At 53.6% G+C, this 23,518-nt stretch carries 24 protein-coding genes and 1 pseudogene; 11 read left to right on the top strand and 14 right to left on the bottom strand.

The window, feature by feature from the left end; genetic code table 11:
* Positions 1-41 precede the first annotated feature (41 nt).
* From HVE01_RS12940 to HVE01_RS12930, 3 genes are all read right to left on the bottom strand, one after another.
* Entirely contained in the window at positions 42-1,238 is a 1,197-nt protein-coding gene (locus tag HVE01_RS12940) for an MFS transporter (protein WP_244973782.1), read from the bottom strand.
* A gap of 322 nt (positions 1,239-1,560) precedes the next feature.
* A complete protein-coding gene (locus HVE01_RS12935; protein ID WP_146944584.1) occupies positions 1,561-2,316 on the bottom strand; it encodes an ion transporter in 756 nt (251 codons plus the stop codon).
* A 51-nt stretch (positions 2,317-2,367) separates the two neighbouring features.
* Positions 2,368-3,396, bottom strand: a complete 1,029-nt coding sequence (locus HVE01_RS12930; RefSeq protein ID WP_146944582.1) for an SO_0444 family Cu/Zn efflux transporter — start codon at positions 3,394-3,396, stop codon at positions 2,368-2,370.
* A gap of 73 nt (positions 3,397-3,469) precedes the next feature.
* Between HVE01_RS12930 and HVE01_RS12925 the strand changes: the two genes are divergently transcribed.
* Together HVE01_RS12925 and HVE01_RS12920 are read left to right on the top strand one after the other, a co-directional pair.
* On the top strand, positions 3,470-3,913 hold the full coding sequence (locus tag HVE01_RS12925) for a MerR family transcriptional regulator (protein WP_125745891.1): 444 nt from the start codon (positions 3,470-3,472) through the stop codon (positions 3,911-3,913).
* A 51-nt stretch (positions 3,914-3,964) separates the two neighbouring features.
* Complete coding sequence (locus tag HVE01_RS12920) at positions 3,965-4,492, top strand: hypothetical protein (protein WP_146944580.1); 528 nt, start codon at positions 3,965-3,967, stop codon at positions 4,490-4,492.
* A gap of 79 nt (positions 4,493-4,571) precedes the next feature.
* On the opposite strand, the gene HVE01_RS12915 is transcribed toward HVE01_RS12920, so the two are convergent.
* The gene (locus tag HVE01_RS12915) at positions 4,572-6,083 is read right to left on the bottom strand and encodes an MFS transporter (RefSeq protein ID WP_146944578.1); all 1,512 of its coding nucleotides are present in this window, start codon (positions 6,081-6,083) and stop codon (positions 4,572-4,574) included.
* A 292-nt stretch (positions 6,084-6,375) separates the two neighbouring features.
* Between HVE01_RS12915 and HVE01_RS12910 the strand changes: the two genes are divergently transcribed.
* Positions 6,376-7,557 carry an AAA family ATPase gene (locus HVE01_RS12910; protein WP_146944576.1) on the top strand — a complete coding sequence of 394 codons (1,182 nt, stop codon included), beginning with the start codon at positions 6,376-6,378 and terminating at the stop codon, positions 7,555-7,557.
* A 21-nt stretch (positions 7,558-7,578) separates the two neighbouring features.
* Here the strand turns inward: HVE01_RS12910 and HVE01_RS12905 are convergent.
* A pseudogene (locus HVE01_RS12905) lies at positions 7,579-7,836 on the bottom strand (alcohol dehydrogenase catalytic domain-containing protein); the annotation flags it as partial.
* Positions 7,837-7,947: 111 nt separating this feature from the next.
* On the opposite strand from HVE01_RS12905, the gene hisI reads away from it, so the two are divergent.
* The 4 genes from hisI to luxS all read left to right on the top strand — a co-directional run bounded on the left by hisI (position 7,948) and on the right by luxS (position 11,324).
* Positions 7,948-8,361: a phosphoribosyl-AMP cyclohydrolase gene (gene hisI, locus HVE01_RS12900; protein WP_146944574.1), complete on the top strand. Its 414-nt coding sequence runs from the start codon at positions 7,948-7,950 to the stop codon at positions 8,359-8,361.
* Positions 8,362-8,481: 120 nt separating this feature from the next.
* Positions 8,482-10,503, top strand: a complete 2,022-nt coding sequence (thrS, locus tag HVE01_RS12895; protein WP_146944572.1) for a threonine--tRNA ligase — start codon at positions 8,482-8,484, stop codon at positions 10,501-10,503.
* Positions 10,500-10,778 carry an amidohydrolase family protein gene (locus HVE01_RS12890; RefSeq protein ID WP_244973781.1) on the top strand — a complete coding sequence of 93 codons (279 nt, stop codon included), beginning with the start codon at positions 10,500-10,502 and terminating at the stop codon, positions 10,776-10,778. The genes thrS and HVE01_RS12890 overlap by 4 nt, the downstream gene beginning before the upstream one ends.
* Positions 10,779-10,799: 21 nt before the next feature.
* Positions 10,800-11,324 carry an S-ribosylhomocysteine lyase gene (gene luxS, locus HVE01_RS12885; protein ID WP_125745879.1) on the top strand — a complete coding sequence of 175 codons (525 nt, stop codon included), beginning with the start codon at positions 10,800-10,802 and terminating at the stop codon, positions 11,322-11,324.
* Between the two features lie 136 nt (positions 11,325-11,460).
* On the opposite strand, the gene HVE01_RS12880 is transcribed toward luxS, so the two are convergent.
* The 3 genes from HVE01_RS12880 to HVE01_RS20050 form a co-directional block, all read right to left on the bottom strand.
* Entirely contained in the window at positions 11,461-12,252 is a 792-nt protein-coding gene (locus HVE01_RS12880; protein WP_146944569.1) for a PhzF family phenazine biosynthesis protein, read from the bottom strand.
* A 79-nt stretch (positions 12,253-12,331) separates the two neighbouring features.
* A complete protein-coding gene (locus HVE01_RS20055; RefSeq protein WP_252183163.1) occupies positions 12,332-13,063 on the bottom strand; it encodes an MFS transporter in 732 nt (243 codons plus the stop codon).
* The gene (locus tag HVE01_RS20050; protein ID WP_252183162.1) at positions 12,963-13,538 is read right to left on the bottom strand and encodes an MFS transporter; all 576 of its coding nucleotides are present in this window, start codon (positions 13,536-13,538) and stop codon (positions 12,963-12,965) included. Before HVE01_RS20050 ends, HVE01_RS20055 begins: the two co-directional genes overlap by 101 nt.
* Before the next feature lie 221 nt (positions 13,539-13,759).
* Here HVE01_RS20050 and HVE01_RS12870 point away from each other — a divergent pair, with 221 nt between their 5' ends.
* Complete coding sequence (locus tag HVE01_RS12870) at positions 13,760-14,056, top strand: DUF1330 domain-containing protein (protein ID WP_146944567.1); 297 nt, start codon at positions 13,760-13,762, stop codon at positions 14,054-14,056.
* Between the two features lie 37 nt (positions 14,057-14,093).
* On the opposite strand, the gene HVE01_RS12865 is transcribed toward HVE01_RS12870, so the two are convergent.
* On the bottom strand, positions 14,094-15,077 hold the full coding sequence (locus HVE01_RS12865; RefSeq protein ID WP_146944565.1) for a virulence RhuM family protein/type II toxin-antitoxin system death-on-curing family toxin: 984 nt from the start codon (positions 15,075-15,077) through the stop codon (positions 14,094-14,096).
* A 210-nt stretch (positions 15,078-15,287) separates the two neighbouring features.
* Entirely contained in the window at positions 15,288-16,097 is an 810-nt protein-coding gene (locus tag HVE01_RS12860) for a sulfite exporter TauE/SafE family protein (RefSeq protein WP_146944563.1), read from the bottom strand.
* Positions 16,098-16,204: 107 nt separating this feature from the next.
* Here HVE01_RS12860 and HVE01_RS12855 point away from each other — a divergent pair, with 107 nt between their 5' ends.
* The gene (locus HVE01_RS12855; RefSeq protein WP_146944561.1) at positions 16,205-16,996 is read left to right on the top strand and encodes an AraC family transcriptional regulator; all 792 of its coding nucleotides are present in this window, start codon (positions 16,205-16,207) and stop codon (positions 16,994-16,996) included.
* A 254-nt stretch (positions 16,997-17,250) separates the two neighbouring features.
* The gene (gene cml, locus HVE01_RS12850) at positions 17,251-18,444 is read left to right on the top strand and encodes a CmlA/FloR family chloramphenicol efflux MFS transporter (protein WP_198350408.1); all 1,194 of its coding nucleotides are present in this window, start codon (positions 17,251-17,253) and stop codon (positions 18,442-18,444) included.
* A gap of 186 nt (positions 18,445-18,630) precedes the next feature.
* Here cml and HVE01_RS12845 read toward each other — a convergent pair whose 3' ends face one another.
* Entirely contained in the window at positions 18,631-19,698 is a 1,068-nt protein-coding gene (locus HVE01_RS12845; RefSeq protein WP_244973780.1) for a DUF808 domain-containing protein, read from the bottom strand.
* Between the two features lie 99 nt (positions 19,699-19,797).
* Entirely contained in the window at positions 19,798-20,991 is a 1,194-nt protein-coding gene (locus tag HVE01_RS12840) for an MFS transporter (protein ID WP_146944557.1), read from the bottom strand.
* Positions 20,992-21,086: 95 nt separating this feature from the next.
* On the opposite strand from HVE01_RS12840, the gene HVE01_RS12835 reads away from it, so the two are divergent.
* A complete protein-coding gene (locus tag HVE01_RS12835; RefSeq protein WP_146944555.1) occupies positions 21,087-22,007 on the top strand; it encodes a LysR family transcriptional regulator in 921 nt (306 codons plus the stop codon).
* A gap of 119 nt (positions 22,008-22,126) precedes the next feature.
* Here the strand turns inward: HVE01_RS12835 and HVE01_RS12830 are convergent, their stop codons facing one another.
* Positions 22,127-22,726 carry a lysozyme inhibitor LprI family protein gene (locus tag HVE01_RS12830; protein WP_146944553.1) on the bottom strand — a complete coding sequence of 200 codons (600 nt, stop codon included), beginning with the start codon at positions 22,724-22,726 and terminating at the stop codon, positions 22,127-22,129.
* 24 nt (positions 22,727-22,750) lie between these two features.
* Entirely contained in the window at positions 22,751-23,461 is a 711-nt protein-coding gene (locus tag HVE01_RS12825; RefSeq protein ID WP_198350404.1) for a CPBP family glutamic-type intramembrane protease, read from the bottom strand.
* Positions 23,462-23,518 lie beyond the last annotated feature (57 nt).

Genomic DNA, 23,518 nt, shown 5'->3' with positions numbered 1-23,518 from the left:
GTTTCGACTTTGCCAGCGAGATTGCCGAGAATCTCCTTGCCCTAACTAAAGCGTAGCTGCTGGGGCGCTTTAGATTGATCAAAACGGAGGCTCATCACTATCAGGCCAATGAAAATCACCCCAAGCATCAGCCATGCCTGCTCAAAACTACCCAGCAGGTCTTTTATCACCCCTGCCGCAACTGGTGCTAAAGAGGCAATGAGATAGCCGATACCCTGTACCCAAGCGGTCAGCTGGCCAGCGAGCACGGGCTCGTCTGAGTGATCCATCGTAATAATCAAACTTAACGGAAAGAGACCACCAATTCCCAACCCCAGTAGCGTGATTGCTAGCCAAGCCATTGCTTCAGGCACCAGCCCAAGCAGCAAGAAACCCGCCACCGATAACAGAAGTACCAGCAGTAACACCGGGCGGCGGTCTTTCATTTGTTGGGCCAAGATAGGAAACGTTAGGCCAGCTATCACCTCAATGGCCGTTAGCCAACTAAGTGCCAGCCCCGCTTGCGTTTCCGACCAACCTAAATGGATAAAGGTGGGTGGAATCCAAGCCAGAAGGCAAGTATAACCCGCTGTGCCTAAACCAAAGAAAATCGCCAACGACCAAAATCGAGGCTGCCGAGCCATCGCTGAAAAAGCAATATTAACGCTGCTGTTTTGACTAGGGGCTGGCAGTACTTGCCCGCGCATCACCCAGCCAATAAGCCCGGCAAGTGCTAAAAGACCCCATAACGCCAAGGCGCTCTGCCAGCCAATATAGTCACTCACTACAGGGGTAATGGCAGCGGCGAGAGCTGCGCCCCCCATAATAGAGGCAATGTAGAACCCCATCACCATGGGAGTTTTCTCGCCTGCTGCCTGCTTTATCACCGCGGGCAGTGCGGCCTGGATAAACGCTATGCCAATGCCAGCGCCCAGTGCGGCTGTCCCTAAACCGGCATACCCGAAGTCAAACCAGTGTAACGCGTCCGACAGAGCAATCGACGCAAGCGCCAGGGTAATCACGCTATTAAAACCGACCCGTTTTACGAGCAATGCACTAACAAAACACCCTAGCCCCATCGCTAGTACCGGCAACGTGGTTAAAAGCGATAACTGTGTAAATGAAAGACTTACATCGTGGCGGATTGCCTCAACCAGCGGCCCAATAGCTGCCATGGATGGCCGCAGGTTGAACCCAATAAGAATGATCAGCAGGATCGTTCTTACCAACGGAATTGATCTCGAATTGCTATTGCGCATACCCACTGCCCACCCTTTATCGGCCATTGCTAAATAAGAATCGGCACTTACTGTAAAACCTCTAGTTAACTTGAGGTCAAGAGAAATAAGGGATCAGCGCATAGACTCTGGGGAAAGGGCATTGAGTGTGGGCGAGGTGGCGAAAAGGAGCGGACTTAAAGTATCAACGATTTATGACTACGCCGCTGAAGGACTAATAACAAGCTGGAGAATTGAAGCTTCGTGGCCAGGTAGGATGCGTATTGTCTATGGCGGGCGGTCTCTTCATCAATACATGTTTCATCACCCAGGAGATATCAGGGCGCCTAACGTTACTGTTTTCTTATTTCTGTTTCTTCTGAAATGCATCGCTAAACGCCGCCGCTAAAATGCCAGTGGGCATGGCGATAATGCCGATACCTGCAACGGCCGTTAACCCCGCAAAGAACTTCCCTACCGCAGTTACTGGCGTGACGTCCCCATAGCCTACCGTCGTCAGCGTAGCGATACTCCACCAAAGCGCCCGGGGCACACTACCAAACGCTTCTGGCTGAGCTGCTGCCTCCACCACATAAAGGCAGCAGGATGAAAACAGCAACAACAACACAGCCACGCCTGCGCTTAACCATAGTTCGTGAGAGCGAGACTGCAGTGCTTCTGCCAGCGCGGTCCATGCTTGGCTAAACCTGCCTAATCTAGCTAGGCGTAGCATGCGCGCTAAGCGCAACAGTCTCAGTAAGAACGCATTGTTCTGAGCAATAAATCCCAGAAAATACGGCAAGATCGCTAATAAATCGACCAAAGTCCAGAATGAAAATACATAGCGTAACCGCCCTTTCCAGCCGCGATAACGGGGATCTTCACCAATGGCATACAGCCGCAGCAAATACTCCACAATAAAGATCACTACAAATACAGCTTCCAACGTAGGGAAAAGATACGGTAGAAGCATCCGCAGCGTTGGTTCCGTCTCCAGAATTGCTGTCAACGCTGCCAATAGAATCAGTACACAAATGACTTTATTGGTTACCGACAGCCCTAACTGTAAACGGGCCTCTGGTGCCAACTCCCGATAGAGCGCGGCTTTTGATATTTTCATGCTTAGCAGAGCTTGTGAGTAAATTTTAGCTTGGAAGCGACCACTATACCCCTAAAACCCCAACAACCGCTTACGCATAGGACGAATAGAGAACAGTACCAGTGCGCCTAAAGCCAACCACTCGACAGATGCAGGTAGCAGCTCCTGAACTTGATTGGCCTGCTGAACCGGGTCCCACCCAGTCATCGCCAGCCCTTGATCAAATACCCAGCCAATTAGCACCGTCACCAGCAGAATGCTGACGAGATAAACCGCTAACGCTTGGCTGCCAAACTCACGCCGCAGAATAGCCAGGGTGGCTAGGCTCGTCACAGGGCCTGCCAGTAGGAAAACTAACGCCATCCCCGGTGAAATGCCCGCTAATAGCAAGCCAGCGGCAACCGGTGTAGCTGCAGTAGCACAGATATACAAAGGAATACCAATGACCGCCATAAGGATGAGTGCCAACAGGCCACCCGAAAAACCTACCAGGGTTTCTGGCGGCACAAAGGTAACCAGCACCCCCGCCAACAATAAACCGGCAAACATCCAGCTACTGATGTCATCCAATAAATCGCTAAAGGCATACTTTAATCCTGCGATCACCCCCGTCGACTCAGTGGCATGTGCATGAGCATGGCCATCATCAGCCCCTTTTGATGCACAGCAGCTGCTAACAGGGGTGCTTTTCGGCAATGCAGTTTGGCCGGTAAAACCCACTAAAATGCCTGTCACTATGGCAGTTACCAAGGCTCCCAACACTCGCGCCAGGGCCATTAATGGGCCCAAGAGCACACTGGTGATGAGCATTGAATCTACCCCAACGCCGGGTGTACTAATCAAGAAAGACGTGGTTGGCCCACGGCCCGCCCCACCCCGATGCAGCGCCAGCGCGGTGGGAATCGCCCCGCAGGAACACAATGGCAACGGCATACCAATCACCGCTGCGCGTAAAATGCTGCCCAGACCACGCCCTCCCATCCAACGCTGTAATAGATGCTCGGGCATTAAGGCCTTAATTAATCCCGCAATCACCAGCCCCAACAGCAGCCAAGGCGCGGCACTTAACGCAATACTCAACAGCTCATTGATCAAACTCATCGTCGGTTACCTACTTGTTAGTCAAGAGAATAACGACTAGCCTAAACCCTGTAATCGTTACAGGGTCAAGCCAATGAAACGCTACTATCGTATCGGGGAAGTTGCCAGCCGAACCGGATGCTCGCCGGAAAGCATTCGCCATTATGAAAAGCTGGGATTACTGGCACCGCCACAGCGGGGAGAGCAAGGCTACCGGTCTTATGATCAGGCGGCATTAGAACGCATTGGCTTTATCCGCCATGGCCGTAGCCTGGGGTTAGATCTGCACAGTATCCAGGAGTTGTTAGCACTTTCCGACAACCCCGACACCGACTGCACCGCCGCCGATAATATTGCCAGCCGTCATCTAGCACACTTAGAAGAACGCATCGCTGCCTTACAAGCACTGGCGGGGGAACTGCGCCAAGTGGTGCATCAATGCCGAGGCGGCAAGGCGGCTAACTGTCAGATCATTCAAACGCTGTATGACCACCAACCCACCTGCACCGAGCGGGGATGCGGAGAAGTGACGGCGTAAAAGCTGCCCCCTGCAATATCGCAGTTCAGTATCGTAACAAAGGAACACCGCATGATTGAGACAAGGGAACAACTCGACGCTATTAAAAAGTCATGCTATTCGATGGTGACCAAAAGCGCAGGGATCTCGGCAGGCACCGCCATTATTCCCATACCTGGGCTGGATATCGGCTCAGACGTGGCCATCTTGATGCGCATAATTCCCAAGATTAATGCCCAGTTTGGTTTATCGCCTGAACAAATCGAAAGCCTAGACACTGAAACCAAGCTTTTTGTGATGACCGCCATTTCCAATACGGGAAGCAAGTTAGCCGGAAAATACATCACCAAGACGTTAATCATTACGCTGCTGAACAAGATGGGCGTTAAAGTTGCTGCCAAAGGTGTTTCTAAGTTTGTTCCCTTTATTGGCAGCGCTGTGGCAGGCAGTATTAGTTTTACTGCCATGAAATACATGGGCAACCGACATATCGAGGATTGCTACAAGATTGCCTTGGCAACTCTGGAAAACAAGCAGCTACCTCCAGTGGCAGAGCCTGCAACCTTTATCCCTGCCGACGACCCTGCTAATTTCCATTAGCGGGTAGCAATACGGACTGACAGAGTAGTTTCCATCTTGAGACAGCGATTAACACGCCTAGAGGAAGTTACAGTGTCATCTATGGACTGGAACTAGGGCTATATCGTTGGCCTGCATGAAGATTACCCATGAGCAGCAAGCTTAGTACACCAAAACAGGCGAGCCCTGCCAACAACATTGCCAAATGAAAACCACTTTCCATCGCGCGGGTAAAAAGGTCTTGAAGAGCGATTGAGGTGTTGGGGAATACGTGCTGAGTAATAGCCTCACGCGCAATCTGCTCCACACTACCCACTCCTTGTTCAACTCCTCTCTCAACTACGGCAGAAGCAGAGGCAAAAACATGAATTGCCCGTTCACTCATTAATGTACCAAGCAGCGCAATACCAATTGTCATGCCAGCTTGGCGGAGTGCATTCATTGTTGCAGAGGCGGCTCCCGATAGTTCGGCCGATGCCAGGCTCATCACGGCAATGCTAGTGGCAGGAACTGCCAGCCCCACCCCGACACCGAGTAACGCAAACCATACCCCTACAATCCAGTAAGGTGTTTGTGCCGTAGCCGTTGCCATTAATAGCAAAGCAAGCCCAGCGAAGCCGTATCCTACTGCCGTTAACCGCCGTAGAGGAATCAGCTTATTTAATCTTCCGAATAGCAGAGAAACGCACAGCGTCATGACAAATTGCGGCATCATGCGCCAGCCAGCCTCAACAGGTGACCAATGCTGAATCTGCTGGAGAAAAATCGAGAAAAAGAACAGGCTGCTGTAGTAAGAGAATCCCAATATGAACGAGGCAAAATTCGCCACTAAGAAAGCGCGCTCCTGCAGTAGTGCTATTGGCAGTAAAGGCCGCTCTACTCGACTTTCTACCACCGCGAACAGTGCAAAGCTAACCGCGGCGACCATTAATGCAATGCCCCCCATTGTGAAATTATCCCCTGCCTCAATCATGCCAAACGCCAGTGCACCCAGGGCTAACACACTAAGAATTTGGCCCAACGGATCACGTGCAGCGTGTTCGGGGTACTGACGCTCGGTAATGCCGTACATGCCGAGGATAACGACCAAGATACCCAATGGAAGGTTAATCAAAAAAATGCTCTGCCAGCCAAAATGATCCAGCAATAGCCCCCCGCATAACGGCCCCAGGATTAGCGCTAAGGCATTAGAGGCTGACCAAGCACCAATTACCTGCGAACGCTCCTTTGGGTCGGGAAAAGCAGAGGTAAGAATAGGCAAGGCACCACAGATCAGGAAAGCGCCTGCAGTTCCCTGGATAGCCCGGCCCACTAGCAACACCGGCAATGACGGTGCCCAGCCGCACACTGCCGAGCCCAGCGTAAACAGGATGACACCACTGAGCCAAGCGCGCTTTTGACCATACCTATCCGCTACTGGGCCCGCAGACAACATGAAGCCAGATAGGCAGATTGCATAAGCGTTAACGACCCACTGCAGCCCTACGATATCGGTGCGCAATGCCATCTGCATGGTAGGGAGCGCCACGTTGACGATGCTGATATCAAGTGTGGCAATAAAGCTTCCAAGACAAACAGCGCACAATGCGCCGTAGCGGCGAGAAGGCTGCATGACAATTCCTTGCGGTGAGATAGAAAATTGCGGGCTCTTTTTTCAAGCATACAAATCGACCGACCGTCGGTCAATAAATTATACTGTATTGATCACCTGTGCTCTAAGCCATCACTCGCCTAAACTAGGCCGTATTTTCTAAGCAGTGCATGGCGCCACGGCCGATATCATTGCAGCCAAGACAGACGACCGTGCATACTTTGCACACCAAGTGGCAGACGCTTGTCTGCGTATGCTGCCCCCCTCCAGAAAAGCAGCCAGATAAACTTTTTTATCGCGGATCTCAGCGCCTATGATTACCGCCTTTGCCGTATCCAACTATCGCAGTTTGAAAAACGTTGTCTCCCCCCTGGCAGATCTCAATGTGGTGACCGGGCCCAATGGGTGTGGAAAATCCAACCTGTATAAAGCGCTGCGGCTACTGGCAGAGACAACTAAAGGCAATCTGATCTCATCAATTGCCCAGGAAGGCGGGCTTGACTACACCTTATGGGCTGGCCCGGAAAAACTGACCAAAAGCATGAAAGATGGCACCGCCCCCATTGAAGGCTCTGCCAAGAGAAACAATTCCCGCCTTAGGCTGGGTTTTGTGGGTGAAGACTTTGGTTACGCCATTTCACTGGGAATGCCCGCGCCACAGGGGTTTGCTGGCTACGGGGACCCCTCCATGTTTCAGTTCGACCCCGAGATAAAGCGCGAGTGTATTTGGGCTGGCGACGTCTGCCGCCCCAGCAGTTGCCTGATCGACCGAGCCGGACCAGTGGTGAAGGTGCGTGCTGGCCGTAAATGGCAGGTTTACAACGCCCATCTTCATAGCCACGAAAGCATTTTGAACGAAATCAGTGACCCCATCGCCGTGCCTGAGGTTCACGCGGTTCGACAAACCATTCGTAGTTGGCGCTTCTATGATCAGTTTCGCACCGACCCGCAATCTATGATCCGAACACCACAGATAGGCACCCGCACCCCGGTGCTGGATCACGATGGCCATAGCCTAGTGGCTGCATTACGAACTATCCACGAGATTGGCGACAGAGAAGCGTTATACGAGGCGATTGAAGACGCCTTTCCCGGTGCAACCATCAATTTTGCAGCCGACGCCGGTAACCGCTTCCTATTACAATTTATTCAGGATGGGCTGCTACGCCCTTTAAATCAGTCGGAATTATCCGATGGAACGCTTCGCTATCTACTGCTGGTGGCAGCGCTACTCACCCCTCGTCCGCCCTCCCTATTAGTGCTAAATGAGCCGGAAACCAGTTTGCATCCAGATCTGCTGCCTGCTTTAGGGCGCCTGATCATCCGAGCATCACGGGCAACCCAAGTATGGGTGGTCTCCCACGCACCACGCTTGGTAGCCACTTTGGAAAAAGAGGCTGCCTGCAACGCTATTGCTCTAAATAAGGAGTTTGGCGAAACCGTTATCCTCGGCCAGGGATGGTTAGACGAACCACCCTGGCAGTGGATGGATTAAAAGGATGGATTAAACCAAACAGAGTGGAATCACTTGGTCGCCGGGTTTTACCGAAGTTATCCCATGTCCAAGCTCCTCGACGATGCCCACCTCCTCATGCCCCAGAACACAAAACAAACCCTCTGGGTCTTTGCCGGATAGCGTAAACATATCCGTATGACACAGACTGGTGTTAACAATCCTGACTAAGACTTCGCCCCACTTCGGGCCTTCCAGAGCGATTTCTTCAATTTCTAGTGGCCGGTTGGGTACCCAGGCAATGGCTGCACGTGTTTTCATCATCTCCGCGTTTGGATGACGTATTAGCGCGCTGGGCTCCCAGCAAACCTTGCTATCTAAGGCACCATTTATGTTATGTTATAACATAATTTAAATGAAATGAGAGCGGTAATGAACATCTGGATGAAGCTAGAGAATGCCAAGCGCGGCGAGCGCCAACCGCTAGCAGCGGTGATTGATGCCATTCCCTGGAACGCCGACGGCTTGATCACCGCCATCGCGCAGCAGCACGACAGCGGTGAGGTACTGATGCTGGCCTGGATGAACCGCGAGGCGTTACTCGAAACGCTAACGACTGGCCAAGTGTGCTACTGGTCACGCTCGCGGAAGGCTCTGTGGCGCAAGGGCGAAAGTTCCGGCCATCGCCAGCGGCTGGTCGAGTCGCGACTAGACTGCGACGGCGACGCGATACTGCTGCGGGTTGATCAGCACGGACCAGCCTGCCACACCGGGCGGCCCAATTGTTTCTACAACGCCATCCGCAACGAAACGGTTGAGGTTATTACCGCACCGTTGAGCCATTGACATCAAAACCGCCTAACAGCTCTTGCTGGCAGCCAAGCTCACGCAACACCGCCTCACATCGAAACAAACGCTAATGCCCCTGCCTGTGCTCATAACATCATTCAATACGAGAACGACGCCATGACCGACACGCCCTTTACCGCTAACGGAGAGCCTCTTACGATCACCCTGCCGGATGAGCGCCAGCTGACGCTAACGTCTCCCACCTGTATCGCCGAGATTGCCGCCACTATTGGCCCTGGTTTGGCCCGTCAGGCACTGGCTGGCCGTGTGAACGGTAAGTTAGTAGATGCCTGTGATCTGATCACCGCTGATGCACGGGTACAGGTCATCAAGCCCAACGACGACGAAGGGCTGGAGATCATCCGCCACTCCTGCGCCCACTTAGTCGGGCATGCCGTAAAGCAGCTTTACCCGAACGCTGAGATGGTGGTTGGGCCAGTCATTGATGACGGTTTCTATTACGACATTGCCTATGAGCGCCCTTTCACACCAGAAGATATGGACGCTATCGAAACACGCATGAAAGTGCTGATTAATCAGGAGTACGATGTCGTCAAACAACGCCTGCCAAGAGACGAAGCGCTGGGTATCTTCCGCGAACGGGGTGAAAGCTACAAGCAGCGGCTGATCGAAGAAATGCCTGATGAACAGAGTCTAGGGCTCTACTTTCATCAGGAGTACGTGGATATGTGCCGTGGCCCCCACGTGCCTAACACGCGTTTTCTGAAACATTTCCGGCTGACCAAACTTTCCGGCGCCTACTGGCGAGGCGATGCGCGCAATGCTCAGTTGCAACGCATTTATGGCACCGCATGGGCCGACCGGAAAGCGCTTAAGTCCCACCTTAAACGCCTCGAAGAAGCCGAAAAACGCGACCATCGCCGCTTAGGTCGCCAGCTAGGGTTATTCCACTTTCAAGAGGAAGCTCCAGGCGCCGTTTTCTGGCATCCCGATGGCTGGAGAGTGCTACAGACACTGATTGCCTATATGCGCCGCCGTCAGCAAAACAGCGGCTATGTCGAGGTCAACACCCCCGATATGATGGACCGCGGTTTGTGGGAGACCTCCGGCCACTGGCAGAACTACCAAGAGCACATGTTCACCACCCAGACGGAAGATGGCCGTTCACTGGCGCTCAAACCCATGAACTGCCCAGGCAGCGTGCTGCTATTTCGCCATGGCCTTAAAAGTTACCGTGACTTGCCAATACGCATGGGAGAGTTTGGCAAGGTACATCGCTACGAACCTTCTGGTGCGCTACATGGCCTTCTGCGAGTGCGCCACTTTACCCAAGATGATGCCCACATCTACTGCACCCCCGAGCAAATGAATGACGAGTGCCGCCAAGTGGTGGCGCTGGTACTCGATATTTACCGCGAATTCGGCTTTGAAGATGTGCGCCTGAAACTCTCCACTCGGCCAGAGAATCGCATGGGTAGCGAGGCGGTGTGGGATCGCCTTGAAAATGCGCTGACCGCATCACTGGAAACGATGGGTTTAGATTACCAACTCAACCCTGGCGAAGGCGCTTTCTACGGCCCCAAGCTAGAGTTCGTGCTGCGCGATGCCATCGGCCGCGACTGGCAGTGCGGCACCCTGCAGGTGGATATGAACCTACCAGAGCGTTTTGGGCTCGACTACGTCGATGAGCAAGGCCAACGCCAACGCCCCGTGATGCTACACCGCGCACTTTTCGGTTCATTAGAACGCTTTCTCGGTATCCTTATTGAGCATCATGCTGGCAAGTTGCCCGCATGGCTAGCACCGCAACAAGCCGTCGTTATGTCGATCACCGAGCCACAGGCAGGTTATGCCAACACCCTGGCTGAAACGCTATGCGGCGCGGAAATTCGTGCCAAGGCCGATGTACGCAATGAAAAGATCGGCTACAAAATCCGCGAGCAGACTCTACAGCGAATTCCTTTTTTGCTAATCGTCGGCAGCCGCGAAGCGGCAGAGGGTAAAGTCACCCTGCGCCATCGTGACGGCACTGACCTAGGCACTCTGCCCGTGGATGAGGCGATCACGCTATTAGCAGAGCATAGCCGTGCCCCCGACATTGATGTCCAGCGCCGCGAACAAGCCAACCGCCTGGAGCGCCTGCGCGCGCCAACACCCGCAGAGGAGACACCGGCATGACCAGCGCTGGGCCAGCTCGACTATTCGGTATTGAAGGCAAAGGACGAATTGCTCTAGGCTATGATGCCGACCTTACGTTGGTCGACCTTAAAACCGAGCGCCTCATCACAAATGAATGGATCGCCAGCGTTAGTCGCTGGACGCCTTATCACGACAAACCAGTGACCGGCTGGCCGATAGCGACCGTAATACGCGGCCAAACAGTCGTTCGTGATGGAGCGCTGATGGGTAGCCCCCAAGGGCAACCCATCAAAGTTCTAGAAGTCCCCTTATAGACGACTCAGCCAGGAGGCAGCATGCCGCTTCTCGATAGCTTTACCGTTGACCACACCATAATGAATGCCCCAGCCGTGCGTGTTGCCAAAACCATGAACTCGCCTTCTGGCGATACCATCACCGTGTTCGACTTACGATTTAATAAGCCAAATGAAGACATGATGGGTGAAAAAGGCATCCACACTCTTGAGCACTTGTTTGCAGGGTTTATGCGCAATCATTTGAACAGTGCAGACGTCGAAATTATTGATATTTCACCGATGGGCTGCCGTACGGGGTTTTATATGAGCCTGTTGGGCAGCCCAAGCGAAGAGCGTGTCGGCAATGCCTGGCTAGCCGCTATGCGCGATGTACTAGCGGTTCAGCGAATGGACGAGATTCCCGAGCTCAATGAGTATCAGTGCGGCACCTTTGTTATGCACTCGCTAGAAGAAGCCCAGCAGATTGCGCAAACTATCATTGAGCAAGGTATTGGGGTAAACAAAAACGATGACATCGCCCTTAGCCCCGAGCAACTAAAAGCCTTAGGTAACGATGTGAAGTGATCGCCTCAGAGGCATCAGCGCTTTTCAGAAGCCGCTCATTAAATTGATAGTGAGCGGCAGCACTTACTAAAACTAGGTGACTTCGTCGCATCGCGGCCACCCAGACCACCACTATTCGGTTTAGTGGTGGATCAGCTTATCCATTAGGCAATGTAATTACCCCTTTCAAGTAAGGCGCAACGCAACCTTTGATAATCACGCGCTCGCCTTCTATCTCACAACTCAGCGCACCTTTTCGGACTCCCCCCTGGCGTGCTGTAAGCTGCCGTTTACCCAATTTTCTCGCCCACAAAGGCGCAAGCGAGGTATGCGCCGAGCCAGTCACGGGGTCTTCCTCCACACCGACTTTGGGGCCGAACCAACGGGAGACAAAGTCTACATCGCTGCCTTTCGCAGTCACGACAATGCCGCGTCCTGGAAGGTGCTTCAATTGCTGCATATCCGGCGTTAGCGATTCAATCAACTGAGCATCGTTAACCACCACCACGATATCGTCAGATATCAGCAGCTCTTCGATCTCATTAATCCCTAACGCCGCCTTTACCTCAGCTTCCATCGCCAAGGGTTCGACTACCTTGGCAGGAAAATCCATCGCCAGTTCGTCGCCGTCACGCTGCACTAAAAGCTGCCCACTGCGGGTCTCGAACGCCAGTGTTTCAGCGCTATCGCCCAGCACATTAAAGATCACCCACGCCGCCGCCAGCGTAGCATGACCACATAAATCCACTTCCACTGAAGGGGTAAACCAGCGCAGGTGATAGCCAGACTCGGTCGGCACGAAGAAGGCGGTTTCAGAGAGGTTGTTCTCCGTGGCTATTGCCTGCAACAACGTATCGTCCAACCACGCTTCCAACGGACAAACCGCCGCAGGGTTACCTTCAAACGGTTTAGAGGCAAACGCATCTACCTGGTAAAGATCAATATTCATTACAGCCAGCCTTTTCTAACGTCATGGGTCATTATGTTTTGGATAGCACGAGGCTTTTGGCAAGTGCGTACCGTTTGGCTCAGTTCGTCTCAACGGCGGAGCGCCCTTTAATGATAGAACGGGCAAGCATCAGATACGCCACCGAGCCACAGGCGGCCATGGCCAGGATGACCGCTTCAAGCGTATGCGGCAACATGGCAGACAGTGCGCTCAGCAACCCAGCGACACCAAACTGCGCAGCGCCCAGAAGCGCTGCTGCCGTCCCGCCACTGGTCGGAAAGTACTCCAAAAAGCAGGCCTGAATATTCGGCGAGATCGCCCCCACCGCACCGATGGTCAGCATCATGGCAGGCAAGAAGGCGTACAGCGGCCACTCCATAAAGGCGGCCATCACCAACAACAGTATGCCAACGCCCTGGCAGCCCGTTGCCAGCTGCAGGATACGCAGTGACGATAGCCTGGAAAGCAACGCTCGATTGAGAATATTGAAGATAAGCATCGCGACGATATTCGCCGCAAACAGCATCGAAAAGCTTGAAGGCGACTGGCCGAAATGCCCTTGATAGATAAATGACGCATAGGTGATGAACATCATTAGAGTCGAAAACGAGGCAGCCTGCCAAACGATGAACGGCAGAGCTGGCTTTGTCGACAGCACCAATTTATAGCGCGCCAGCAGGCTCATCTTAGGGCTTTTCGCCCGCGACACTTTACCCGTACCGGTAAAAAGCACCCGCACCAGCAACGGCACCAGCAGCACCGCGTATACCGCCAAGGCGAAAAAGATAAAGTGCCAGGAACCCAAAGACAGGATCGCGCTGCCTACGCTCGGCGCAATGCCAGGTGCCAGGTGCCAGCACCATGATAAAGCCCATCATCGAAAATAGCTTCGCGGCATCGCGGCCAGCCACCCGGTCGCGTACCAACGCCGGCACAGATACCAGAGTAAAGCCAGCGCCAAGGGCCTGAACGGCTCGCCCGCCGAGTAGCGTGTTCAAGGAATCCGCCATACCAATGACAATGCTTGAAAGCGCAAAAATCGCCAGGCCGCTCATCAACACCCGCTGCCGCCCGAAGCGGTCTGAAAGCGCACCGCCGATTAACTGACCAAACGCCATTGCGAAGACATACACTGAAACGCTCAGCGATACCGCCTGCTGAGAAACTCCCAGCGATTCGCCAATAACCGGAAAAGCCGGCAGGTACGTATCCATGGAAAACGGGCCCAGCATCATGGTCAATGCCAAGCTCAGCACCACAATGAACGGCGTTTTAGATTGGGTCATAGAAGCTCACGGTAGAGAGGCGTAATGATGGACAACATCAACAATATGATACCGACAGTTGCTATCAAGGCAATCGAATAGGTTGATAGCTTGCTAATAAAATTTTCGTGCAAGGTTCTGAGAACAGTCCTTGAGAGCAGAGCCATTAGAGTAAGTGGACAGCGCCCAACCAACAACGGGTATGATTGTGTAGCGCATTTCACACCAACAAGGAGAGCCGAATGCCCGCCTACATCGTACTAACCCGTGAGCACACTCACGATGCCAAGGAAATGGAGCAGTACGCTTCCAAGGCCAAAGCCGCCCGCGAAGGCCACGACCCACAACCGCTCGCCTTTTACGGTGACTTTGAGGTGTTAGAAGGAAGCGCCATGGAAGGTGCGGTGATTCTACGCTTCCCCGATATGGCCGCCGCCCGCGCCTGGTACGAAAGCCCCGCCTATCAGGACGCCCGCAAACACCGTTTCCAAGGTGCCGACTATCGCGTTTTTCTGGTGGATGGAATAGAAGAGGCTTAATGGGCAAAGCCCCTGCGGTCGTCGGCGAGGGGGACAGCTATCGCAACAAGATGAAATGTTCGATCAACCGGATCATCAGCGTTTTCTGATCCGGTAGGCTTTCTGCCACCAATAGGGCCAGGGCCACTAGGGTATTGTCATTAATCAGTTGCTCTACTGGCTTTGCCAGCAACGCGGCGTTGCGGCGCAGATACCACAAGAATAGAAACGAGCCGCAGCGTTTGTTGCCATCGGCTAGAGGGTGATTCTTGATCACAAAGTAAAGCAGGTGCGCGGCGCGGGTGGCGACGTTAGGGTAAAAAAGCTCATTCCCAAAGCCTTGCTCAATGGTGGCCAGGGCGGACGTCAGACCGTCACCCCGTAACTGACCGAATAGCTCGGTGGCCTCCCCCTTGCCAATCAGGGTCTGCTTCAACTCACCGATAGCCTGAAGTGCCTCTTCCAATCCTAAAGGCTGCATACCCGGCTGTTTGATGCCCACTTCCGCCAACTGCTGCTCATCGTAGCCCTGTAGCAAACTCCAGGAGCGGGCGTAATCGCTAATCACACGGGCAACCGCTTCACCTTCGGTTGATACCAAACCTTGATTGGTCAGGGTTCGGCTTAGCAAACTCACCGCCTGCTCAAACTCAATGCCACGCTCGGTTAGGCGGCGTTGGTTTAAGGTATAGCCTTGTACCAAATGTTCTTTTAATACTTGAGTTGCCCACTTTCGGAAATGAGTGGCACGCTTCGAACTAACCCGATAACCAACAGAAATAATGGCATCAAGGTTGTAGTGTTTAGTCCGGTATCGCTGCCCATGCTCAGCCACATGTTCCAAAATGGAACATGTGCTGTCTTCACTCAGCTCTCCACTCTTATAAATATTACTTAAATGTTTGGTGATTGCAGGGCGCTTGGTGTTAAACAGTTCAGCCATCTGCGCCTGACTTAGCCAAACGGTCTCTTGCTCCAGCGTTACCTCAAGGTGTGATTGCCCATCTTCACCGGTGAATATCTGTATTTGCTGATCATTCATGAGTGCTGCCTCCCAGGTTTACATCAAACGCTTTATGTCTTTAAAACAAGCCCCTCCCAAGCAAGCAGCACTCAATACGGCAGTAGTCACCTTTCCATACTAAAAGAGAGATTCAAGCGCCCGCAATCAGAGATTAAGTAAACCCTATCACAAAAGCTGTTCATTTATACAGTAAAATATCGCTATAATTCTGCCAAGCAATTAGACGCTTCAACGCACAAAAACCATCACCACCAGCACCATGGTCAGCAGTAGCAGGTATACCCTGGCATGAATACGGTCAGGAATGCGCCCGATCCAGGTCGACGCCAGTCGAATACCGAGCCATGAGCCCACGGCGAGTGCCAGCAAGGCGCGCAGATCCACATAACCGGCATACCAGTCCCCCAGCGCTGGGTGATTTGACGACAGCAACACATACGTCGCGGTGCCACTCACCGCCATGGGCAGCGATAGCGGATTGGCCATGGCGGTAGCGGCCGTCATACTTGCGCCTCTACGGCGCATAAGCGGAACGCTCATCACACTGCCACCCACGCCCAGCAAGGCGGCCACCGAACCAATCAATATCCCCATCATCGCCGTTAGCCCACGCCCCATAGGGCGCACCTCGCTCTCCGCCTGGTGCAAAAAACCGGGCCGCAGAACGGCATCCATAATCGTAAGCCCCAAATAGCCGATAAATGCCCAGCGCACCCACTCGCCACTTAACGACACGGCCGCCGCCGCGCCCAGCACAGCCCCAATGGCGATATAGCCCACTAGCGGACGCACCAGATGCCACTGCACGGTCTGCCGTTGATGGTGACGCCATGTGGACAGCGAAGCAGCAAAGACCATCAACGCCGTCGAGGTAGCCACCGCGATATGCATAGCCGCCTGACCGATGCCACTATTCGGCCCATGGACGGCAATCAGCAGGGTATACAGCAAAGGCACCACCACAAACCCGCCGCCGAAACCAAACAACACCGTGGTCACTCCCGCCACCCCACCACAAACAAGCAATACGCTATACACCGGCACTCTCCTGATGAAACGAAACAGCAGGCACTATATGCTGGCGAGGATTGGCCGACATTCGTGATTCGGACAACCATCAATGCGTTTCAGCCAGGTTAACGCTAATGCTCAATACACCTCTTGCAGATGTAGATCATGTGGCACGGCCCATTGTGGCCATCGGTACTGATTACCGCCCCGGCACCCTCCTCGATTTTCATACCCATCGGCGTGCCCAGTTTCTCTATGGCATGAGCGGTGTGATGGAGGTCAACACGGACGACGGTACCTGGATGGTGCCACCCTATAGCGGCGTCTGGCTGCCTGCGGGCAAGCGCCATCAGGTGCGCATGAACGGAGTGAGCACCCGAAGCCTGTATATCGAGCCCCACGTCGCGCCACGCGCTTCGCCCAACTGCGAAGTGCTGGTCGTGACGCCTCTCCTACACCACTTACTGCTGGCGTCTGCCCACATTCCCGCGCGCTATGACGAAAACGGCCGCGACGGTGCCCTTGCTCAACTACTCCTATACGAACTGGAACAAGCTCAGGCCTTGCCGCTATTTGCGCCACTGCCCCGCGATATTCCACTCGCCAACCTGTGCAGAGCGTTTCTCGGCCAGCCAAACATTCACACGCTGCCTGATGAATGGGCTCAGCAGTTGCACTGCAGTCAGCGCACTTTCAATCGCCTATTCCGTCAGCAGACCGGGCTCTCCTTTGGCATATGGCGCCAACAGGCCTGCCTAATGGCGGCTATTCCCAGGTTGCTGTCCGGCAGTTCCGTTACCCAAACCGCGCTGGAGCTTGGCTACGACAGCCCAGCCGCTTTCTCCAGCATGTTTCGCAAGGTGCTTGGTCAATCTCCCAGCGCTTTCGCCCGGGCGGCGTTAAAAGAGGACGGCACCTTAAAGTGATATACTCGAATCACAAATTGAGCCGAATAGGCTTTTTATTCGGCTCAAGGATGAAATAGCCCTGCGCTGCTTATTCCTGTTAAGCTGTTAATGTCGTTAAGCCAATCATGAAGCACCGATATATGGATTCAAAAAAGACAGATCGCTAAGCCGCAACAACTTTTTTTCGTTGTTGCGGCCGCCTGCTTAAACCACTTCCTTGCATGTAGGCCGCCGCCAAATCATCTTATTTGCGCGGAGACTTTATCGTGCCTATTAAACATCCCCGGCTGTGGACTTACAGCCTTCCGGTAGCGCTGGTTTTACTGGCTCCTTTTAATATTTTAGCGTCGCTCGGCATGGATATTTACCTACCGATTGTGCCCGCTATGCCAGCGATTCTCGGCACAACACCCGAGATAGTTCAGCTAACGCTTACTCTGTACATGATTATGCTTGGTGTCGGTCAGATTATTTTCGGGCCGCTTTCAGACCGCTTGGGTCGGCGCCCGATTCTGATTAGCGGGGTCTTCGTATTCGCGGTAACTTCATTGGCACTCGCGATGACTACGTCAGCTTGGCTTTTCGTGTTACTACGATTAGTACAGGCTGCTGGGGCAGCCGCGATGCTGGTGGCCGTTTTCGCAACGGTGCGCGACGTTTATGCGGATACCCCCGAGAGTGCGGTCATCTACAGCTTAATGAACGCGATGTTGGCGTTCGTTCCCGCGTTTGGGCCGATTGCAGGAGCCTTAATTGCGCGTTATTTCGGCTGGGAAGGCATATTTCTTGCCCTTTGTTTCTCTGCACTCATAGCGCTCCCCTTCGTATTACCAAAATGGCATGAGACACGACAAAGCAGAGAACACTCCAGCAGAGCCGATTTTAGCGTAGTGCTTAGAAGCCCTTACTTCTGGGTTTATACGCTAGCTTTTGGCACGGCGATGGGCTCGTTTTTTGTGTTTTTCTCTACTGCGCCTCGGGTACTCATCGAAGGAGCTGGCTTATCCGAAATGGGTTTTAGCGTTGCCTTTGCCACGGTAGCTGTCGTGATGATTGCCACAACGCGATTCGCCAAGCGCTTCGTGGCACACTGGGGAATTTCCGGCTGTGTGACTCGTGGCATGCTAATGCTGCTTTTTAGTGCAGGCTTGCTTGGGGTGGGCGAGATCTTCCTGACACCCAGCATCGGGTCTTTCGTGTTACCCATGTGGCTGGTTGCGGTCGGTATCGTGTTCACAACATCGGTGACAGCCAACGGTGCGCTTCATGAATTCAGCGAGATGGCAGGCACTGCCGTTGCCCTGCACTTCTGCATGCAGAGCCTTATCGTCGGTGTGATAGGCACAGGGGCAGTGATAGCACTTGATGGAAGCAGCGCTTGGCCACTTATCGCCTATACCGGCGGCATGGCAGCGATGACACTCGCTATGCTTATAGGACTAGCGCGATATAAACAGCAGAGGTAGGTTGACTCAATCAGCCCTAACGCCAATGCAGGTTTGCGGTAATTCTCGCTGAAGCACTGCTTATCTTTTCAGGCCATTCGTTCCAAAATGAATGGCCTGAGTCGTTAGCTCGCCCAGCATCACTGTCACTAGCTTCCTCACTTCGAGCGTGCCGATCATGATGGCGGGCATTTAGATACCTGATACTTACTTCGCGGCGTGTGCTTTCTTAGTCGGCATAAGGTGCAGCACACCCACCACCAGCGAGCCCACCAACAAGCCAATCACCGCAGAACACAGCGTATTGAAACTCCAGCCCAGCAAGCCACCCAAGGCACCGGTTGCCTCGGCAATACCATGCTCGACATGATGTACCCACGCATAGGGTGCGTTGAACCAACCCGTGCCATCGACCCCCAAATTGGCCATCAGAATATGCCCACCTACCCAAAGCATGGCGACGGTACCCACCACCGAGATGGTCGCTAGCACCTTAGGCATCGCAGTCACCAAACTGCGGCCCAGGGCCTGAATTGCCGAATTACTCCGCTGAGCAAGTTTCAGGCCGATATCATCCATCTTGACCAACAGCGCCACCACGCCGTATACCAGCAGCGTGATAACAAACGCCACCACCACCAGGCTCGCCATCTGTGACCAGAACCCCTGATGGGAGACAGTAGCAAGCGCGATTACCATGATTTCAGCAGACAGAATCAGGTCGGTGCGAACGGCACCACTGACGATCTTTTTCTCGGCTTCCGGCCCCTTCTCTACCGCTGGTTTGTCGTCGTCATGCTGACCGGATAGCTTATGCCAGACCTTTTCCGCGCCCTCAAAGGCCAGATAGGTACCCCCCACCATCAGGATGATCGGCAAGAGCGCGGGCAAAAAGTAATTCAGCAACAACGCCACCGGCAGGATAAAAATCAGCTTATTGCGGATCGACCCCAGCGCGATCTGCTTCACAATCGCCAGTTCCCGCTCCGCGGTTACCCCCTGCAAATATTGCGGCGTCACCGCCGTGTCATCGACCACCACCCCGGCCGCCTTCGCCGTCGCACGCCCAGCGGCGGCACTCACATCGTCCAGTGATGCTGCGGTCAACTTCGCCAATGCAGCAATGTCATCCAGCAACCCTATCAAGCCGCCTATAGCCATGGATGCTTCCTCCGTGAATAACAGGTGCAGATAGTAAAGCACATAGCGGCTGGGTAAGCCCTCGTTGATGCTGGTGAAGGCAACTCCCCGTGTCCCAAACTCCTTACCCGACACATGCTGCTCCCAATTCTCATACCCACAACACACAAAAGGCCACTCGGTATTCCGAGCGGCCTGAAAGAGGCTCGCCAAGTGTCCCCTAAGCGGGCGCGATCACTTCCACTCGATTGCCGATGGATTGTGGCCTGCCATGCTCGTCGCCAATAACGGCGGGGTAAGCAGCACGATCAGCATCGCGATCAACGCAAAGCCTAGGCCTACGAGCAATGGCGAGATCAGAGAAAACCCAAAGTCCAACCCTAATGCAGCGATAAAGCTACCAAACATAATCCCCAGGGTAATCACAGAAGAGTGGACGGTATGGGTAAACGTCCTCTGGCCTTGAGGAAGCTGCATAATACGAGCGACCAGCGCTGGATTTAAACTGACACCACACAGACCAATGACTAAAGTCGCCGCACCCGCAATATAAGAATTGTGGCCAAACAGATAAAACACTGTAAGAGCACCTCCAACCAAAAACAGGCCAGAAATGAGCACCGTTTTTGCGTGGTGAACGGCAAGCTTGGCGACGATTTGATTCCCGACCAGCATAGCAACACCATATGCCAGCAGCAGTAATGTGATCGCATGCTGTGACAATGAAGCATTCTCAGACAACATGGGCACTATGTAGCTAAAAGGCGCATATGCGGCACTGATTACAAAAAAGCTGGTCGCGTACAGCCAAACTAATTTGGCATTTTTCAGTGCGAGAATTTCACTCCTAACCGCCAGCGATGCCTCGGGTTGAATGTTGGGCAACCTTAGCGCGGTTAACAGAGCACAAAACAATGCGAGCAATGCCAACAGGTAGAAGCTCACCGACCAGGTAAACGCTTCTGACATTACTTTTGCCACTGGCAAGCCAATGATGGTTCCCAACATAATGCCGGACAAAACCAAAGCGACAGCATCTAGTTGACGAGATTTGTCGACCAACTGCTGGCACATGCTGATCGCAACACCAAAGAACGCACCGGCAACAGCGCCGGTGATCAAGCGCGATAACATCAACAGCCAATATTGGTGCGTGAGCGCTCCTAAGATTTCACCTAGTACAAACACGCAGTACAGGCGAATCACAAACGTTTTGGGCGGCAACCTATTGAAGATTAAAGTAAGCACGGGGCCGCCAATCGCCATGGCCGCCGCAAAGCCAGAGACCAAGTAGCCCACTTTTGCCACGGAAATACCCAAGTCACGGGTTAATTGTTGGGTCATGCCAAGAACTTGCAGCTCACAACAGACCATTAAAAAGATACCAACGCTCAGTAAATAAATGCTGCTGGGAAGTCGAGCTTTCATAGTTATCACTCATGGAATAAAACGATTGTCCCAGTATCACTTATGAACTAAGGTGAGATAAATAAACGAAAATTAGAAAATTAATAACTCAAGTTATGAATCTGGATTTAAACGCCGCACGTTGTTTTGTCAAAGTGGTCGAGCTGGGTAGTTTTACTCAAGCTGCACATATTTTGGGTTTGACTCAGCCGGGCATTTCTAAAGCGATCACTCGATTGGAGTCTCAGGTAGGCGCTAAGCTCATTCATCGCAGCACTCGGAAAATCCGGGTAACGGAGGATGGGCAGCTGTTTATGACGCGAATTCAGCCACTTGTTTATGGATTTGAAGAAGCGCATAGCGAGCTCAAGCACAATCAAGCAATCCCTGCTGGTTGCTTAAAAGTGAGCGCGCCTTCGGCATTGGGACAGTCGCTGATGCTGCCCATAATAAGAAGCCTCACGGAACAATACCCCGCGCTAGATATTGAACTGTCGCTTACCGATCAGAAAGTGCAGCTTTTTGATGAAGGATACGATGCCACGCTACGATTTGGCGCCATCGACGATGATCGTTTAGTCGCTTTTGCGTTACAAGATGCCGATTGGGTGACCATTGCCTCACCCACATACTTCGCCAAACAAGGTGTCCCCTCGCATCCGGATGAACTTTGTCAGTTTAACTGCTTGCATGTAAAACCTCGTGGTCAGACGAACGCCTTTCCATGGCGCTTTCGCATTGACGGAAAAAGTACTGAGTATCAACATTTAACTGGCAACGTGTGCTTTGACCATGGCGATCCATTGGTTGACGCCGCCCTTCAAGGCTTAGGCATAGTACAAGTACTGCGCTGCGTGGTGAGCACTCAATTGGCACGGGGTGAACTCAAAGAAGTCTTAGCAGACTTCCGCCCGCAAGCGTATCCGTTTCATTTGCTGTATCCGCCATCACGCCAGCGCTCGGCGAAGCTCACAGTGTTACGCGATGCCCTGGACCTGCACTGGGGGCGAAAACCGCTTAACCCCCAACAGGTTTAATACCAATGTTCAAATCTGCCGTGTTCTAAGGCATGAACTGAGCGTTCTCCTTAGACCAAACCAAATCGGCCGTCATCAGACGGCCTCTTGAAACCCTCAAGTGTTTGACGCGAGGCCGATCAGCGAATCTCGCAGGTCGTTTCCTTGCCGTAGACATCGCTGACGCGCGGTGCCCCATCGCCCATTACCAGCCCTCCGGCGCTACGCAGATAGTAAGTACCGGGGGTATCAGCAGCGAATTGTGCCCCGATGTAAACGCTGTCGCCTTCTTCGACTCGGATACCGGAAAACTCGGTTGCGAAGGTATCCACAGTTAGGGCCCGCTGGCCGCAGACCAGTTCGAGAGTTTGTGACGGCGGCTCAAGCATCAGTTCAGCCACCAGCTCGGCCTCGCGCTGTAAATACTCGCTCTTGACGCAAGCCCTGAGGTCAGGCTCCTTCCAGCACTCGTCCCGGCCCGAGATCCAACCGCGCTGCATGGCACGCAGGGTATCGGTGGTTTCATCGGCTCCCACGTCCAAGCTCTGCGCCGCAGTGACAGCGGCGGCGAACCGGTCGGCCAGACGCCGATCCAGCGCGGCCAGCTCGGTATCTTCGCAGATCAGTTTTTCCGCAGAACTTTCGGCCTGCGCGCAATCGAAGGAGGGCCCCTCTTGCGCCAGTCCTATAGCGGGCACCAGCGCCAGACAGGTGAGGATCGAGAGGGATCGCATATTCATCGGTTTTCCTTTTCTTGATGGGGTTCAGTCCGCCTGCATCCCGGCGTAGACAACCATACCAAACGTCGTCCAGTCGTTTAGAATATGGGTGCCGGTCGAGGCCCAGATATTACGGGTGATAAGGTAAGGCAACAGCAGGACGATTCGGATCGGAATGAGCGCAACAGCCTGCGCCATGTTCCCCTGATACGTCGGCAAGTGAACCAGCCCGAAGATGATCGACGCAACCAGCACAGCGAGACATAAAGCGGATTTACGCGGCATGGCTCGATGCAGCAGCGCGAGGCTACCGAGAAAAATCAGGACGGTAAAGATTTCTTCGCCCAACAGCTGAACAGCACTCCAGCCAAAGAACAGGACCTTGTCTAGCCCAGATGCCGTCGTCAACATGTCCCCCGCCGGATTCGCCGCGGTGTGGAACACGCTGTTGATCAGGGTGCCGACGACGATCGTCACGATCACGTTCAGCAAGAAGAACAGTACGATGAGCCCGATATCTCTAAGACCAAGCGGCCGGAACAGGGCAAACGGCGCCTTGGCGCCGCCGACTGCGGCGACCGCAACCAAAGGAATGAGGACGAACAACAACGGAGGGATGAAACCGCCGAAGCCGCTGTGGAACAATGGCTGGGCGACGATGAGCACGACGAAAGAGGCCACGACGGCTGCAAGCACGATGCCCCAGCCTATCAGGCTGAAGCCGTTGGGAAACCTCCGGTAGTAAGGCAAATCCAAGTCTTGCCTCTCGAAGAACAACATAGTGTTGGCCGCAAGGTAGTAGGTGAGCGCTGC

Source organism: Vreelandella venusta, assembly GCF_007989605.1.
Classification (GTDB): Bacteria; Pseudomonadota; Gammaproteobacteria; order Pseudomonadales; family Halomonadaceae; genus Vreelandella; species Vreelandella venusta.
The sequence above is the reverse complement of the archived record's forward strand: the minus strand, read 5'-3'. Positions and strand labels throughout refer to the sequence as shown.